This is a genomic window from Paenibacillus sp. AK121 (assembly GCF_019042715.1).
Classification (GTDB): Bacteria; Bacillota; Bacilli; order Paenibacillales; family Paenibacillaceae; genus Paenibacillus; species Paenibacillus polymyxa_C.
Genome location: NZ_JAHPJM010000016.1, coordinates 71,897 through 88,841, shown reverse-complemented (window position 1 = coordinate 88,841; position 16,945 = coordinate 71,897). Strand labels below are relative to the sequence as shown.

Below are 16,945 nucleotides of genomic sequence, written 5' to 3'. Positions count from 1 at the left end.
CTCGGCTGCTCCGGGAATTTGGTCTTTTCTCATCAACTACTTATTATCCTTATCCGCATGATTAATACACATCCAGCATCGTTTTATACACTTGCGCCACTACTTGGGGATACAGTTATATACTTCGCTTAGGATTTCGCAAATATAATATTTTTCATCATTAGTCAGCTTAATGTTAATACTGGAGGCAAATATATTGCAGGAACGGTTCACCACATCGATTAATCGTTGGTCAAGCAAGGATACATCCTCCTGATACACTAGCCCTTCTCCAATGACCATTCGTTCCAGCGCATGAGCCGTATGAACAGCAAGCTGAACCTTCTTTGCATAATGGAAATCAGCCTCCAGTTCCTGTTCCAGCTGCTCGATAAATTTCATCAAAATCCCCAAAATTTTGTGAGGATTCAAATAAGTCATAAACTCCTTTAGCGTATCCTCACATAGATCTCTTACGACCACGCTTCCGTGTTCATGCATAACAGGCAACTGATTGTTGAGCAACAATTCTCTTAATGCCTGTTCACCGCTTGCCTCGATCAGTTTTTCCAAAGGGATAAACGGTACATTGAGCTCGCTTGGCCGCTTAACCCCAATCACCGCAAGAAGCGTATGCTTGGCCCGTAAATCCTTCACCACTTTATCCAATTCCCTGACCTTTGCCGGTACAACAACTATTTTCTCTTCGGTTAAGTCATAAACAACCTTCTCTACAAACTCCTTTAGCTTGGCGGCGGCACCTTTGCCGGAGGAACAGACCGTCACGATTACCTTATTACTGGTCTTTTCCGCTTTCACTCCAGCATTTCCAGTGTTATATCCACGAAAATCCTTCAAAGATTGATAAATTTCCTCTATATTCATATCAAAAATACTGGCCTTTCGCACAGCCTCCAACACAAGCGGGGTTGAAACCATATCGATAGTCTTCACCTTAATCCCGACACGTTCCATAATGGTTGCTTCAAGATTGAGCAAGGAGCCCATATCAACCAGCAGCAATACGCCTCTGCCATTGTCAATGTCCTTCACTTTATCCACAATAACTTCCAGGATTTCTCTAGGACTAACATCCAAAGGCATGTCTACTGCGCAAATATTTGAGCTTCCCAGCAGGCTGTCGACAACGCTAACGACACTGCTTGCCGTACTGTTGCCATGTGCAGCTACAATGATTCCCACATTTCCCTGGTGCTCCTCTTCTACCGATTTCAGAAGAATCGCCACATAGGTAGTCTCGGCATCGGGTACGTTGACTTCAAACTTGGACTCGATCAAATCCTTGATAATAAGTGCCAGTCTGTATTCTTCATCCTGATCATTCATCGGATCATAGATTTGTTTACTGACATATTTTTTCTCCCGGATTCGCTTTAAGAAGGCACTCAAATGAAGACTGAAGGCATAAACAAACCTGTCACTGTAATTTCTATTCAATTCTTTTTGAGCCATCTCTTGCACCTGTTCAGCGAACTCCAGAATATTTCTGCCTACGATCTTAAGAATCCGTTCCCGTCCCCCTTTAATGTTATAAAATCGGTTATAGAAACTTTTGATGTGAATATTGACATCTGTAGTTATAAACTTATTGATAAAACTGTCATCGAGTCCTTCTTCTTTGAGCATCCCTATCTTGTCTTCAATCAATTTGTACAGGTTGAACGGCAGTTCAGAAGCGTCTGCTTCATCCATTCCTTTGCTGCCTTCAGGAGTAATATACAGCGAGGAGTTGACCATCTCCATTTCGGCAATCTCCTTGCGGTTCTTCCCCATATTAAATAGACCTTCCTTGATATTTCCGGGCAAAATTTTAAAATCAAGTTCAATCTCTTCCTTATTTTCATGTATGCTGTTCAAAAATCCTTTGGCACACACAAGCTGAATGTTCGATTTCAACTGACCGATATTGCCATAGGTTACGCTGCCAATCAGTGCTTTTACAGTTTCCAATTCAACCCTAATGGGCTTGTTCACACGATGGGCTTCGTTTGCAAAGAGATGCTTCAGGATCAAAAACCGCTCCTCAACGGTCCGCTCTTGCAAGGAAGGAATGTTGATCGTAATCGGTATCCGTCTGATAAAGGTTTTCAACATAGAAGAACCGGGATCTTCGGTCGTAGCGCCGATGAGCAGCACATTCGCTTCCCGCTTGCGCTCCGACTCGCCCAATTTGTTGTAACTGTTCGTGTCCATGAAATAAAATATCATTTCTTGGCCTTCTGGGGGCAGCCGATGAATCTCATCCAAAAACAGGATGCCCCCATCCGCTTTCTCAACCAGCCCCTCTTTCTCCCGATCAGCCCCGGTAAATGCTCCTTTTACATGACCAAAAATGTGGGAGAGTAGCAGTTGAGGGTTATTGTAATAATCAGCGCAGTTAAATACGATAAACGGTGCTTGCTCTGAAAAACGCTTCATATATTTACCATAATTATACATCAACCTAGCGAACATTGTTTTCCCAACGCCAGTCTGCCCCACAATCAGCGTATGTAAGCCCTTCGGCGGGTATAATATTGCCGCTTTTCCCTGCTCAACCTGGTTTCTCATACTCCCCATGAAACCGATTAAGGCGTGAAACGGATCCACTTGCTCTCCAGGCAGCAATATTTCATGAATGCTGTTGACTTGGATTTGTTTCTCTTTAAGCTGAACCCGAAAGGTCTCCTCGATCACCTGCTTGTGCAAAAACTTGACGGGTCTCCCCTTGATTTTAATAATCAAGTCGGCGCGAAGTAGACTATTAAGCTCCTTGCTTACATTATTTCTTAACATATTCTGTTGATCGGCTATTTCCGCAGCCGTAATTCCACCGCCGTCCTGCAAGGCCTCTACCGACAGTTTCTTTGTACCATTGGCAATATACTTTAAGATCTCATCAATTCGTTTCACGGTATTCCCCCATGCTGACTAGTTCTTATTTAATTAGTATATAAAAAAAGAAATAATCCTCTACAAGAAAATAAACTGACAAGTTAATCATTAATCTGATACCCTTTTTATTGAATCTATCCAAAACTCAAATTCAGCCCATTCCATTCACTTCTTTTCCAAGATCAAAGGTTGGCAGTATAATTGCATAAGCTTCACGAATAAGCTGCATAAAAAGTTATTTTTGTTTCCCAGTAAGGAGCTGAGATAAAATAATGCGCTACGGATTACAGCAAGAGCAAACATTCAGGCTGGCTATGACTCCAGAATTACGACAAGCCATCACGATTCTTCAATATTCTTCGGTCGATCTGATGTCATATCTTCATGAGCAAGCAAATGAAAATCCGATCATTGATTTGACAGAGATCGACATGTCCATCGAAAGAATCAATACAGAAGAAGAATATTCGCCACGAAAAAATGATAATCCGGTAGACCTTCTGGATTTTGTCTCTAATCCCGCAGATAATTTATATAGACATCTTAAAGCGCAGCTTGGGATGGTCAGCGGGCTATCCAGGCTACAACAGATGATTGGCATGTTTCTGATTGGGAATTTAAATGAAAAAGGCTACCTTGAGCTGGATGTAAATACAGTTGCCGGAATACTTGACGTCCCCACCGATGAGGTTGAAAATATACTTGCCCTGATTCAAGGCTTTGAACCGGCAGGAATCGCTGCCCGCAGTCTGGAGGAATGCCTTCTTTTGCAGCTGCGATATGCCGGGAATGATGATGTTTATCTGGAAGAAATCGTGCGACATCACATGGTCAATCTTTCATGTAACCGCATACAAAAAATCGCAGATGCTCTGGGGATCGACATTCACATGGTACAACAAATTACCGATCAGATACGCAAGCTGAATCCTTGTCCGGGAGCGGCATTTGCTCCATATGAACGCCAGCATCATATAGCAGATATCTCAGTGGAGAAATTTAAAAACGACTACATTGTGACAGTTAATGATATCACAGTCCCACGCGTCGGGATTAATCCTTTTTACCAAAGTATGCTTCGAAAGCCGGCTATGGAGGAAGAGAAACGATTTCTTCGTGAGAAGATGAATACGGCATTATGGCTTATTCATAGCCTTGAGCAGCGCCGCCTGACCCTGATGCGTGTGGCCCAGGCTATTGTTGATAGGCAGCGGGAATTTTTTGAGCATGGCGTTTATCATCTGAAATCGATGACCCAAAAGGAGATTGCTGAAATAACCGGCCTGCATGAATCCACGATCAGCCGGGCGGTCAGTAATAAATACATGCAGACGCCCCGTGGATTGTTTGAACTCAAATATTTCTTCACCTCCGCCCTAGGATCGAAAGACGGAGATGCTACTTCATCAGAGAGCGCAAAAATGCGGATAAAGCAGATCATCGACGGTGAAGAGAAGCAAAAACCATTTTCAGATCAGGCAATCACAGAACTGATGGCAAAGGAAGGACTAGAGCTGTCACGCAGAACGGTAGCCAAATACCGAGAAGAATTGGGGTATTTATCCTCCGCCAGGAGAAAAGTGTATTAAAACTTCAGCAAGCGATTGTGAAAACCAAGAAGCAGCGCTATCACATTCTACCGGCTGCCTCCCTCGTAGAATCTCCAATAGAGAATAGGCCAACCAGTAACCTCTGGTTGGCCTATTCATATGACCTGAGCGAGTACAGCAGTCTACGCAGGTAGCGTCTGTGTTTTCAATTGCACGTACAACTGGTGTGTAACCTGATGTGGCTCAATACCCAACTCATCTTCCAGTAAGCTGACGAAGCTTTCATAATGCTTTTGAGCAGCTGTATACTCGCCCAACTGGGCATAGGCTGTCAGCAGCAGACCACAGATATCATCTGAGTAAGGCTCCCTCTGTTGTAGGCTGAGCAAGCGCTGGATAGACTGCCGGGCACGACCTGAACGAAGCTCTTCCTTAGCCAGTTCTGAAGCACATGCCAGATACATATTGCGTAGTTTTTCTCTTTTTGCATACGCCCATGGGTAATCGTGCTCCTCCAGATAATTGCCACGGTACAGAGCCAACAGGCTCTCGATACGCGGTGTACCGCCGCTACCAGACGCCGCCCACTCGGAAATGCCCCGCTCGAATAGCTCCACATCTGTAACCCAGCCATTACGATTCAAACGATAGCGATCCAAGTTGTATTCCAGCTTCGTATCTTGCATCCGTTCTTTCAACGCCTTGCGGATTTGGTAAATGGACGTGTGTAGATGAACAACAGCCTTGTCCAAATGATATTCGGGCCACAGCGCATCCAGCAATTGCTCCTTGCTAACCCATTCTCCTTCATGATGTAGTAAAAAGGAGAATAGCTCCTGCGACTTTAGTGTACGCCATTTGAATGGCTTTGCTCCCGCGGCTCCTTGTCCATCCTCCGAAATTTCAAGCTTTTGAAAACAACGCACTTTGGGTAATTGCTCTGCTACGACGACCGAGCTGGAAGGACGGGAATCTGCCAGCGTGGCTACAATCCGATCTAACGTTTTATTAAGCCGCCGGGCATGAACAGGTTTCAACAAGTAATCCAGTGCTTGCAGTTCGAATGCTTCAATAGCATATTCCGAGTACGCAGTCACAAAGACGATATGAATATGCGAGTCCAGCTGTTGAATCCACTCGGCAGCCTCCAGTCCGTTCATCTCCGGCATTCCGATATCTATAAAAACAATATCCACACGTTCTGCCGCCAGATGATCCAACCCGGCTTGTGCAGACGTATATTTGCCCATAACCGTTAATCGTCCGTCCGCCTCCAGCAACCGTTCCAGGTAGGTTAATGCCGACCTCTCATCATCAATCAATATCGCCTTCATCTGTGTCCGCGCCCCCTTCTTGCTGCAACCATCCATCACAATGCTCTATGACCAGGCTATCTGCTTTATCATCCGATTTTTAATTTCTAATATTTTATATATCGTATAAACTCGGGCGCGACATTAGCTTTTCTGGCCGATGTACTGTATTTTTTTATTCATTCAGTAGGGTGAGATAAGGTCGTTTCCGGCACACGGAAGCTTACCGTCGTCCCTTGCATAGGATTGCTTTCAATCCGCAATCCTTCTCCATACATATGGATCAGACGGCGATGGATATTACGCAGTCCCACACTGGAGGATACATGCTCCTCCGACAGTAGCTGTTGCAGTCGCTCTGGTGGAATCCCTACGCCGTCATCGGTCACGCTGACCACAAAATCGGCTCCATCTTCTTGTACAATCACCCGCACTGTTCCACCTGTGGCCCGTTGCATCACACCGTGTCGTATCGCATTTTCCACGATGGGCTGAATGCTTAATGGCGGGATCAGCGACCGAATGTTCCTCCCTACCTCTATAGTCACCTGCAAACGTTCTTCAAAACGGGCTTTTTCCAATGCCACATACGATTCTACCAATTCCAGCTCCTTGCATAGCGGAACTGTATTCTCCCTATTCTGAAAATCAAAGCTTCCGCGCAAATACTGGCTCAGCTCCATAAGCAGCTCTGCTGCTTTATCCGGGTCTACTGCTACGGTCGAAACAATAACATTTAATGCATTGTACAGAAAGTGCGGCTTGATTTGCGCCTGTAAAAAGGCCATTTCCGAACGCACCGCTTCCTCTGCCGAATGACGCATGTTCAACAGGGTGCGTACACGCGCCTTTAATTCCTCCGCATCAACAGGCTTACGCAGAAAGTCATTTGCTCCGGCCATAAAGCCTGCATGGATATCGCCGGGCAGGTCGCGTGCCGTCAGCAGCAGTACGGGTAGCTCGGAGAGAGAATACCCTTCGCGAATTCGTCGGCACAACTCAATACCGGACATTTCTGGCATCATCCAGTCCGTGATAACTAGATCAAATCGGGCACGACCATTCAGCAGTTGAAGCGCCTCCTCGGCTCGATCCACAGCCACCACGCTACAGCCTGTGGTGTATAACAGCTCCTGCAATACCCGAAGGTTCACCTCATCATCATCTACAGCCAGCACTCTGTAGGGAACATTCCTCACTTGCTCTAATCCATCCTCTTCAAGCGGATTCACACCCTGATTCGAGGTCACACCAGGCTTCAATATAACCTCAGACAAGACATCTTTTTGAACTTCATGTGCCGACGTACCAGTCTCCGCTAAGGGCAGTGTAAAATAAAAGGTCGAACCCTTACCCAATCTGGATTCTACTCGGATATAACCTCCATGCAGCTCCACCAGACGACGGGTTATGCCTAACCCAAGCCCAGTTCCACTATATCCTTTGTCCTCAGCATTCGCTCCTCGATTAAAAGGTTCAAATATGTGTGAAAGATGGTCTGGGGCAATACCTGGTCCGGTATCCTTCACACTGATTTCCATTTCACGGTTCCTCACCTTGGCAGAGATTACGATTTCGCCTTCCTCCGTAAATTTCATCGCATTACCCAATAAATTGTATAAGATCTGATTCAACCGGTCCTCATCTGCATCCACCTTGGGCAACGAATTAGGCCATTCTTTGACGAATTGGAGCTTTTTCTTACCTACGTTATGACCCAATACCTCCAGCACAGAATTCACGGCAGTCTGTACATTTACAGGCCGACGGTTTAAGGCTAATCTTCCATTTTTCAAATTAGAAAAATCCAAAATATCGTTAATCAAATAGGAGAGTCTACGCCCTACCTTCGCAATCAAGACCAAGTTATGCTTTTGCGGCTCATTGAATTGCGTCCCGTAGCGGTCTAGCATGGACTGAGCGATATTAATAATGCCATGTAGAGGAGTACGCAGCTCATGTGACGTGTTTGCCAGAAATTCGTCCTTTAACCCATCCAGTGTCAGCAACCGTCGTGATAGGTTCTCAACCTCCATGAACGAATATACAAAACGTTTGGCCAGCAGTAGTGTTTGGGCCAATACGAATATGAGCATTTCATAGGCTGTCACCCCACGTACATCTCCCCAGCCCAGAACATACACAAAACTAGTTACCACAATCATAAGAATGCTCATAATACTAATGACTAGCAGCGCAGCATCATCCGTCCGTTGAAGAAGTCCACGAATCAGAATCAGTAATACATACCCCACACTGACTACACCAAAAAGAAGAATAAAAGTCTCAAAGGATGAAAGGACCAGTGTAGGCAACAATAGCCCCATACCCAGCATCAGTGCGGTTACAATATTATATAGAAGCAGCACGATTCGATTCATAACAATCTGTGTCGTCAGATGAACATACCGAATCAGAAAATAGTAGAACAGCGTCGAAGAGAACGATTGAATTTTCAATATCCATTCATAAGGCAAATCCGGCATCCCCCAGACTAGCAGCTTCTCTCCATGTGTCAGAATGTAAAATAGTGCCGCGATGCAAAAGCATGCTAAGTAAAGCAGGGCCTTCTCTTTTCTACGTAAAAAGTACAGCATGATAAAAAATACGGTAGGGATAAAAAATCCTGCAACCAGTACGGTGTCCTCTGCCATCGCTACTTCACGGCTATGCGTAATACTGGCATAATCCCCAAATAGCAGCGGATAAATGATCCCCCCAGAGGAATAGCTATAATTAGCCACATGCACGGTAATATCAGCCGAATGTCCATCTACTGCAGCAAATCCAACAAAGGGGGCGTTGCCCTGCTTGCCCTTGTCGGCTGAAACAGAGGGAATACCACTTGCCCCCACCTCTGCTCCGTTAATCCATACTCGGCTGGAGTTGCGAATATTTTGCATATGGATGCCGTACAGATTTTCCACTTTTTCAGGCAATAGTACACGAACATGATAGGTTCCATATCCAGTCGCCTGTCCCCCAGGCATCCACTGATTCCATTTACCAGGCACATCCACAATTTTGGCAGAAGATCCGGTGCCTAATCCCAATTTGGAGGAGTTTTGACGATTTCCCCAATCCTGATATCGCGTTTCCTGAAAAGATGAAGGCTGCAAAAGCTGATTAGGATAAAACTCCCACTCTCCCCCCAACTGTACAGCACCTTCCTTGTCGGGGTCCCAATTACGCAAATCAATAACACCGTTGTGAGCTTTCCAATGATTGTTTCCGGATAATACCCCTGACACTAACGGATACACCGGCAACGCAACCGCAAGCAGAAGTATAATAAAAAATAAAACACCCTGTTTTTTCATAAATCCTCCGCTCTTTTCAATAACGTCTATCTTTTGTATCGGTTATTCTATTCAGCTACATTAGAAGCGTTGTCCATACAAAAAAGGACGTCCGCCGCAGATAAAATCTGTGCGGAATCGTCCCCTTCTATACATCCTTGCACTTCCTATATTCCCCTTATTAAGGAATTATAACGTCATCAATACTACCGCCAGGAATCGAGCCTGAATCATCTCCGCTGCTATCGCTCGGTGGCGTTGCTTCACCACTGCTGTCGCTGCTTCCTGTTCCACTGTTATCGCTCGGCGGTGTTGCTCCACCGCTAATGTCGCCGCTTCCTGTTCCGCTATTATCGCTTGGCGATGTTGCTCCACCACTGCTGTCGCCGCTGCCTGTTCCGTTGCTATCGCTTGGCGGTGTTGTTCCACCACTGCTGTCGCCGCTTCCCGTTCCGTCGCTATCGCTTGGCGGTGTTGCTCCACCACTGCTGTCGTCGCTGCCTGTTCCGCTGCTATCGCTTGGCGGTGTTGCTCCACCACTGCTGTCGCCGCTGCCTGTTCCGCTGCTTTGTTGCTGGCTGGCTATAAAATCTTTATACTCCTGAATCGCATCTTCCAGATTCATGTAATTTCTCTTAACTTCCGGCATAGGCAAATACGGGTCCAGACGATTGAATGCATCCACTACTCTGTGAAAGTAGACCGTCGTAGGATCTGTACCATTTACTGTAAGCAGATTGTTCGCAATGTTCTTAAGCTCATTGATATCAAGATCAGTTACGATCCATTTGGATTGATAGTTCGAAAGCGCTGTAATCAAATCTGTGTTAGCCTGGTCTACCTGAAGCTGTGTAATATCCGGATTATTAAGCACAAGGTTTGCCTGATTAATTTGCCCTTGAAGCTCTTCGTTATCTTGTTCGGTATAATGACGGCCGAACGTCTGAACTTCATTATTAGCTATACTTATGTTGAAATTTAACAACATGGTATCCACTGCTATTGGTGCAGCATACTGGCTCTGTACCTGTTGCAACTCCTCGTATACAGGAACAACGTCTTGTAATTGAAAGCTGGACAATCCTAAGAAGATAGAGGCATGCTCTGAAGCAGAAGATAAAGCTTGCTGGGCTTCAGCACTTAATGCGCCTGAATTTTGCACCAATACTTCATTAATCGATGTCTGCATTTCAATGATTTCGTGTCTCAACTGTAGCCTTTTCTCATTATATTTTTCAATATAGGTCCCTTTAGCCTGACTTAATTGATTATAAGAGATCACCAATTGCTCCTCAGGAGTAAACGGCATAATAAGTGCAAAGTGGGCTTGTACTGTTTGTTGATCTAAAAGCTGCATTTCCGTATTCAAGTAATTACGAGCCACTGGGTCAGACAGCAGTTTGAGTTGAATATCTTGAACCAGCTGCTGCAGTTTTTCCCGAGTTGTAGCAGGCACTGGCGCAGTAAATTCCGTAAGCCTTTGACTCAGCTCCATGTTCAAGTTCAATACGTCCTGCTGGGTCATAGCAGTGTGCATCTTCTCTGTATATTCCTGAATCAGGTTGTCTAGTTCAGCATTTTGAGAACCACTCTGATCGTAGATAACCTGCGCTTCTTGTAAAGTATTTTTAAGCACTGAGAAGTCCGCTGCTTGCAGTGCCAAGAATGATTCTGTGGCACCTTCTATTTTTTGTTTCCATTCGTCCAACTGCTCAGTTGTAGATAATGGATTCAGATATACTTTTGATCCTTCCCTCACAATGGACTTGTAACGCGCTTTGTCAGTTTTCAAATTCTCCACACGATCCGTTACATCGAGAAAATGCAGATAGACATCTCTGAGTTTTACTGATGCTTTGTATACCTTTATTACTCGACCCAAGCTTTCTACTTCCCGATCCACAATATTCTGAGGCGCATTCCCTTCCAACACATTGTTGCCAAATCGAATAGCTTGACTTAGTGAGTCATCCCAAAGAGGCGGAAATTCGTCACCAACCATCCGGTTTTGTTCAAGGATAGTCGAAGCTAACTGAATCAGTCTAGTTAATTCCTGTGTTCCAATCACCGGTTCTGTGACTGAGGCCGTGTATACAGAAACATCCTGTTTCAATGTGCTGAGCGCTTGATCTACTTCTGCCTGCGTGGCTGCCGTATTGTTCAGTACCAGCATAGCTTGATTGATTGCTATAGACAGGCTTTCCTTCGCTGCGGCTGGGTAAAGCGCCTGATCTGTTCCACCCTCATCTGCACGCTCCAGCAGTTCTTTGGCTGCATTGATTTCTGTCTCCAACTGACTGCGGTCTACGCTGATAATGTCACTGTCGTGTTTTTTCTTATCTTTGCTGTCTGTATCCGTGATAACCGATCCAGCAGAGGATGAGTTCTTTGTACCATTCACGAGACCAATAGCTTCTTTCACCGCATCATAGTTAATGATAACATCCCGCGGCTGTTTTTGTTCCGGCAGGTTAAGCTGGCTGATTGCTGCTCCCTTAGCCAACGTAATTAAGGGAACGCCCACATATTGAGATGCATCCAGCAAACCAATACTACCGTTAACCAACAGCTTGCCGAGTCCCTGTTGTAATGAAACACGGCTAATCGCAGCATTTCCTTCGGTCATGATCGATGCATCATTTTTCAGCGTCAAGTTGTCAATCTTTGTCGTTCCGGTTGCTGTCAGCTTGGCATCCTTAGAGCCCAACTCCACACCAGACCATGTCGTATTTTCCAAAATGGCCGATACAGACTGATTTCCTGAACCTTTGATTTCCAATACGCCTGTGGAGGACATGTTTTTCAAGGTTACCGAACCATTGACGATTAGGCGTCCATCAAAAGACATACCCTTACCGTCAAATACGCCACCGTCTGCGTTAATTTCCAGCTGTTTTACACCTGTGAGTGTACGCAAATTACGGTTAAGATCGATTTTTGCCCCTTTTAATACCGCTTTGTTATTTTCACCGAACAAGCCTTGCAAAGATCCTTCCAGCTGGTAGGGGATATTTCCGATTCGAACAGTATTGCCCTCTGATTTCACTTCTCCTACTGGATGATCCAACAGGCTAACGAATACTTCCGCACTACTCTCCCGGTTCAATGGATTTTTCAAATCCGTTGCAGAAGCATCCTCTGATAACAAACCATAATTGCGAGCTACCTGAACTGCATTTTGCTGTGCGTCCATAGTACCTGCATCCTGCAAGTCCATTGCGCGTACTAGCGATACGATCAGTTCTTCCTTGGTAATGGCATCTCCCGGACGGAACAGTTCTCCGTTGCCTGTCATATACCCGGCTGCACGTACAGCCTCAATATAGGGAGCACCCCATGCATCCGAGGACACATCCATAAAAGAAGTTTGCGGCTGATTGTTAACTTCCAACTGGAACAGACTGCACAAAATTTTAGCCGCTTCTGCGCGGGTCAAATTCTTTTGTGCCATAAAATCGCCCTGATTACCACCTGTCATCAAACCCAAAGTGCGAGCTTGTGTTACAAATCCAGTTTCACTTTGCGTATCTGCTGTCGCTGCATAAGCAGTCTGGGCACCGCCCATCCAAGGCAGAGATACGATGGAGCCTGAAGCAATCCCCAGTACCATTGCAGATGCAATCCATTTATTTCGATTTACAAGTTTCAACATTTTCACTCCTAGACGCTATTTATTGGCATATATCCTGTTATATCAAAGGCTTTAGTCATGTTTAGTTCTACGATTTATGCAACCAAGGAACTATGCTAAGAGAAGTATACGAAACCCTACTGAACCGATTCTGAACAATTAGACCTATACGAATCATTCCGCAGCAAAAATGCTTGGCTTGGAGTTAACTCCATATGGCATAATATCCGATGTAAGCGGTGGAGTAGACTAGATTTGAAGAAAACCATATCTAGGAAGCGAGGTATAATCAAATGGACTATGTTAAGCTTGGAAATACCGGCTTGGATGTATCCCGGCTTTGTCTTGGCTGTATGGGCTTCGGGGTCGCTGAACGATGGATTCATCCATGGATACTAGATGAAGAGCGCAGTCGTCCAGTTATAAAAAAAGCTCTGGAGCTAGGCATTAATTTTTTTGATACCGCAAATGTATATTCAGATGGAACTAGCGAGGAAATTGTCGGACGGGCTTTAAAGGATTATGCGAATCGAGATGAAATTGTCCTAGCAACAAAGGTTCATTTCCGTATGCATCAAGGCCCCAATGGTGCGGGACTTTCCCGAAAGGCTATCATGAGCGAAATTGATAAGAGCCTTAAGCGACTGGGGACAGATTATGTGGATCTATACCAAATCCATCGCTGGGATTACAATACCCCTATTGAAGAGACGATGGAAGCATTACATGATGTTGTGAAGGCCGGAAAGGCAAGATATATTGGTGCTTCTGCCATGTATGCATGGCAGTTTCTCAAGGCATTGCATGTCGCTGAGAATAATGGATGGACACGGTTTGTATCAATGCAAAATCATTTAAACCTCTTATACCGTGAAGAAGAGAGAGAAATGCTGCCGCTTTGTAAGGAGGAAAAGATCGGTGTAATTCCATACAGCCCGCTTGCAGGAGGTAGATTGACGCGGGATACGCAGGAAACAACACATCGGTCTGAAACCGATCAAGTGGCAAAATCTAAATACGATGCGACTGCAGATTCCGATCGATTGATTGTGGAGCAGGTTGCGACAATCGCAGAAAAACGTGGAGTTCCCCGCGTTCAAATTGCTCTTGCCTGGTTGCTGCAGAAAGCACCGGTGACTGCTCCCATTATCGGTGCTACAAAGACATCTCATCTCGAAGATGCGGTAGCTGCTCTATCAATTACGTTAACACCAGAGGAAATTGCGTCGCTGGAAGAACTGTATGTTCCTCATCCAGTAATTGGCGCTCTATAAAAATAGCAATGTGATAATAGTTTGGATATAAGAAACAGCAAAAACGCCCTATCCAGTTACATAGGGCGTTTCTTGATCAGTAATAACGCTAAAACCTGACATACCAACTATATATTTTTATATCCGTTTTGTTCATTAACCCCTGCGTGCTTTGCGGGAGAGCAGATTGCCCAAGGACTGAACACCTTGTACAAACACGACTAGAATGATAACAGTAATCAGCATTACCAGCGTATCAAAACGTTGATAGCCATACGCTATCGCCAGGTCGCCAATCCCACCGCCACCGACCGCACCAGCCATAGCCGTTGCACCAATCAGTCCAATGGCGGCTGTCGTTAACGATAAAATCAAAGAACTGAATGCCTCGGGTAGCAAAAAGTATCGAATGACCTGAAACGGAGTCGCTCCCATCGCATCTGCTGCCTCCAATATCCCCGGGTTGACCTCCAACAGCGAATTTTCCACCAGCCTGCCGATATAGGGTGCTATATATATAATCAAGGGGACAATGGCCGCACTGGTCCCAATAGATGTATGCACAATCAGACGAGTTAACGGAATGATCGCTATCAGCAAAATAATAAACGGTAAGGAACGGACAATGTTAATGATCGGATTTAAAATACCGTACAGCCATTTGTTCTCCAAAATTCCGCCTGAACGGGTGACAACAAGTAAAATACCGATAGGGACCCCAATCAGAGCGCCAATAAATAATGATATGCTGACCATGAGCACGGATTCATACAAAGCTTCCCACAGTTGATCCCAAGTTATCGTGGTTCCTGTAATCATCATAGACTCTCCACCTCCTGAATATGGACTCCTTTGCTCTTGATAAAATCAACAGCCTGCTGAACGGCCTGCTGCTCACCGCGCAGTTGAAGTGTCATATAGCCAATCGTCGTTTCTTGTATCTCCGTCATGTTGGCAAACAAAATGTTCACATGGATATCATGCTTTCGAATCAATTCATGAACCACTGGGTCGGAAGCTGCCTGTCCAATAAATTCCAGCTTGTATATGCGTTGCGACTCTTGTTGCTCGAACGTTTGCAGCACACTATCCGGTACTTCATCGTGAATAACTGTGCGTACAAAGCTTTGCGTCGTTGGATGCTTCGGCTGCCCGAATACCTCCAGTACATCGCCCTGCTCAATGATTTCCCCCTTCTCCATTACAGCTACCTTGTTGCAAATCCGCTGAATGACCGACATCTCATGGGTGATGATCAATATGGTGATCTTGTATTCCTTGTTAATTTTGCGAAGCAAATCAAGAATAGACTGCGTGGTCTGCGGATCGAGTGCCGAGGTTGCCTCATCACAGAGCAAAATGGACGGGTTGCTCGCAAGCGCCCGGGCAATCCCGACACGCTGCTTTTGTCCGCCGGAAAGCTCGCTGGGATAACTATTTGCCTTATCCGATAATCCTGTGAATGCCAGCAACTCTGTTACACGCCTCTCAATTTCCCGCTTGTTGCGCTTGAGCAGCACCAACGGAATGGCAATGTTTTCGAATACTGTTTTCGATTCCAGCAGATTAAAATGCTGAAAAATCATGCCGATCTTCTTCCTTACTTTTCGCAGCCCCGAGGTCGAGTAGGCATTTAAGCTCTCCCCTTCGACAAGAACCTCACCGGTCGTTACTTTCTCCAGACGATTGACCAAACGGATAAGCGTACTTTTTCCCGCACCACTGAATCCGATAAAACCAAAGATATCTCCTTTATCCACTGTGATATTTATATTTTTTAACGCTTGAATGCTTAAGCCTTTTCTTACATAGGTTTTGGATACATTCCTAAGTTCAATCATAGCTCCTAACTCCTCCCGCTCCATCAAGTATGTAAAATCTCTCTGAGTTGATTTCTTTCCTATGGCACGAACATCGAATCAAATTTAAATCCGAGTATTTTAGTAAGTTTTATAGAGTATACTACTTCGATTTTATATTGATGTCAATATGTGTTTTAAGTTTGGTGCAAGCATTTCTTTCTTTGCATAAATGAACATGATATTGCAGATGGTATGGAATAAGCCGAAGTATACACATCTTACCCGAATCAGGGCGGAAGCGGAGGAAGATAGATGAAGCAAATATTTACCTTGTGGCTATGCATTGCATTGATGGGGATGTCCACAGTTATGGGAGAATCAGCATCAGCTACCCAAGCTGTGGACGGACAGCCGTATCATTTTGGATTTAAAAAAAGTAAGGGAGGCGAGCTGCCTTCCATCGCACAAGAAGGCTTTATGCACCTGATTGAAAGACAAGGCGGCATCTTTTTGGGGGATACGACTAAGAAAGAATTGTTTCTTACTTTCGACAACGGTTACGAAAATGGATATACTCCCAAGGTGCTGGATGTATTGAAAGCCAAAAAGGTTCCAGCCGCCTTCTTTGTAACCGGGCATTTTGTAAAAGACCAACCGGATTTGATGCGCCGCATGGCCAGCGAAGGCCATATTATCGGAAACCATTCATGGAGCCATCCTGATATGAGCACCATTTCTTCGGCAGAGATTCGGTCTGAGCTGGATCGGGTACGAACTGCGTCTGCAGAGCTGACTGGGCAAAAGGAAATGAAATATGTCCGGCCACCGCGCGGCATTTTTAATGAAAAAGCATTGGCATCCTGTCGAGAAGCCGGATACACGAGTGTGTTCTGGTCGGTGGCCTACAAGGACTGGGACACGAATATTCAGCGAGGAACAGACTATGCCTATCGCCAAGTTATGCAGCAGCTCCACCCTGGAGCGGTCATTTTGCTCCATTCTGTATCCAAGGATAATGCCGAGGCACTTGGCTCGATCATTGACGAGGCTCGCAAGCAAGGATATGAGTTCAAAAGCCTGGATGACCTTAAAGTTAAGCACTATCACTAAAAATAGCATCTAACTTAATGACTCAATACCGTCATCAGCCCGATCCACATCTGCCCTAGCAGACTGTGTGAATCGGGCTGATTAGTTTACGAATAAGGAAGGTCATGGATATC

The 16,945-nt window shown here is 45.2% G+C and carries 9 protein-coding genes; 3 read left to right on the top strand and 6 right to left on the bottom strand.

Annotated elements, in window-relative coordinates:
• Window positions 1-99: 99 nt before the first annotated feature.
• Window positions 100-2,892, bottom strand: coding sequence for a sigma-54-dependent transcriptional regulator (locus KSP24_RS22380; RefSeq protein ID WP_216976792.1), 2,793 nt, complete (start codon window positions 2,890-2,892; stop codon window positions 100-102).
• Window positions 2,893-3,146: 254 nt separating this feature from the next.
• Between KSP24_RS22380 and rpoN the strand changes: the two genes are divergently transcribed.
• Complete coding sequence (gene rpoN / locus KSP24_RS22375; protein WP_040102292.1) at window positions 3,147-4,463, top strand: RNA polymerase factor sigma-54; 1,317 nt, start codon at window positions 3,147-3,149, stop codon at window positions 4,461-4,463.
• 143 nt (window positions 4,464-4,606) lie between these two features.
• Here the strand turns inward: rpoN and KSP24_RS22370 are convergent, their stop codons facing one another.
• The 3 genes from KSP24_RS22370 to KSP24_RS22360 all read right to left on the bottom strand — a co-directional run bounded on the left by KSP24_RS22370 (window position 4,607) and on the right by KSP24_RS22360 (window position 12,688).
• A complete protein-coding gene (locus tag KSP24_RS22370) occupies window positions 4,607-5,758 on the bottom strand; it encodes a response regulator (RefSeq protein ID WP_216976790.1) in 1,152 nt (383 codons plus the stop codon).
• A gap of 158 nt (window positions 5,759-5,916) precedes the next feature.
• On the bottom strand, window positions 5,917-9,057 hold the full coding sequence (locus KSP24_RS22365) for an ATP-binding protein (RefSeq protein WP_216976788.1): 3,141 nt from the start codon (window positions 9,055-9,057) through the stop codon (window positions 5,917-5,919).
• A gap of 160 nt (window positions 9,058-9,217) precedes the next feature.
• Window positions 9,218-12,688 carry an S-layer homology domain-containing protein gene (locus KSP24_RS22360; RefSeq protein ID WP_216976786.1) on the bottom strand — a complete coding sequence of 1,157 codons (3,471 nt, stop codon included), beginning with the start codon at window positions 12,686-12,688 and terminating at the stop codon, window positions 9,218-9,220.
• A 272-nt stretch (window positions 12,689-12,960) separates the two neighbouring features.
• Here KSP24_RS22360 and KSP24_RS22355 point away from each other — a divergent pair, with 272 nt between their 5' ends.
• Window positions 12,961-13,941 carry an aldo/keto reductase gene (locus KSP24_RS22355; protein ID WP_025678690.1) on the top strand — a complete coding sequence of 327 codons (981 nt, stop codon included), beginning with the start codon at window positions 12,961-12,963 and terminating at the stop codon, window positions 13,939-13,941.
• A 135-nt stretch (window positions 13,942-14,076) separates the two neighbouring features.
• On the opposite strand, the gene KSP24_RS22350 is transcribed toward KSP24_RS22355, so the two are convergent.
• Together KSP24_RS22350 and KSP24_RS22345 are read right to left on the bottom strand one after the other, a co-directional pair.
• Window positions 14,077-14,742: a methionine ABC transporter permease gene (locus tag KSP24_RS22350; protein WP_025678688.1), complete on the bottom strand. Its 666-nt coding sequence runs from the start codon at window positions 14,740-14,742 to the stop codon at window positions 14,077-14,079.
• A complete protein-coding gene (locus KSP24_RS22345) occupies window positions 14,739-15,761 on the bottom strand; it encodes a methionine ABC transporter ATP-binding protein (RefSeq protein ID WP_013369091.1) in 1,023 nt (340 codons plus the stop codon). The genes KSP24_RS22350 and KSP24_RS22345 overlap by 4 nt, the downstream gene beginning before the upstream one ends.
• Window positions 15,762-16,034: 273 nt before the next feature.
• On the opposite strand from KSP24_RS22345, the gene pdaA reads away from it, so the two are divergent.
• Window positions 16,035-16,832 (top strand): delta-lactam-biosynthetic de-N-acetylase, encoded by a 798-nt coding sequence (pdaA, locus tag KSP24_RS22340; protein WP_058831382.1) that lies wholly within the window; start codon window positions 16,035-16,037, stop codon window positions 16,830-16,832.
• The last annotated feature ends 113 nt before the right edge of the window (window positions 16,833-16,945 follow it).

Bases quoted from the DNA above. Each gene is read 5' to 3' on its own strand.
- rpoN (WP_040102292.1), top strand. From the start codon at position 3,147: ATGCGCTACGGATTACAGCAAGAGCAAACATTCAGGCTGGCTATGACT.
- KSP24_RS22370 (WP_216976790.1), bottom strand. From the start codon at position 5,758: ATGAAGGCGATATTGATTGATGATGAGAGGTCGGCATTAACCTACCTG.
- KSP24_RS22365 (WP_216976788.1), bottom strand. From the start codon at position 9,057: ATGAAAAAACAGGGTGTTTTATTTTTTATTATACTTCTGCTTGCGGTT.
- KSP24_RS22360 (WP_216976786.1), bottom strand. From the start codon at position 12,688: ATGTTGAAACTTGTAAATCGAAATAAATGGATTGCATCTGCAATGGTA.
- KSP24_RS22355 (WP_025678690.1), top strand. From the start codon at position 12,961: ATGGACTATGTTAAGCTTGGAAATACCGGCTTGGATGTATCCCGGCTT.
- KSP24_RS22350 (WP_025678688.1), bottom strand. From the start codon at position 14,742: ATGATGATTACAGGAACCACGATAACTTGGGATCAACTGTGGGAAGCT.
- KSP24_RS22345 (WP_013369091.1), bottom strand. From the start codon at position 15,761: ATGATTGAACTTAGGAATGTATCCAAAACCTATGTAAGAAAAGGCTTA.
- pdaA (WP_058831382.1), top strand. From the start codon at position 16,035: ATGAAGCAAATATTTACCTTGTGGCTATGCATTGCATTGATGGGGATG.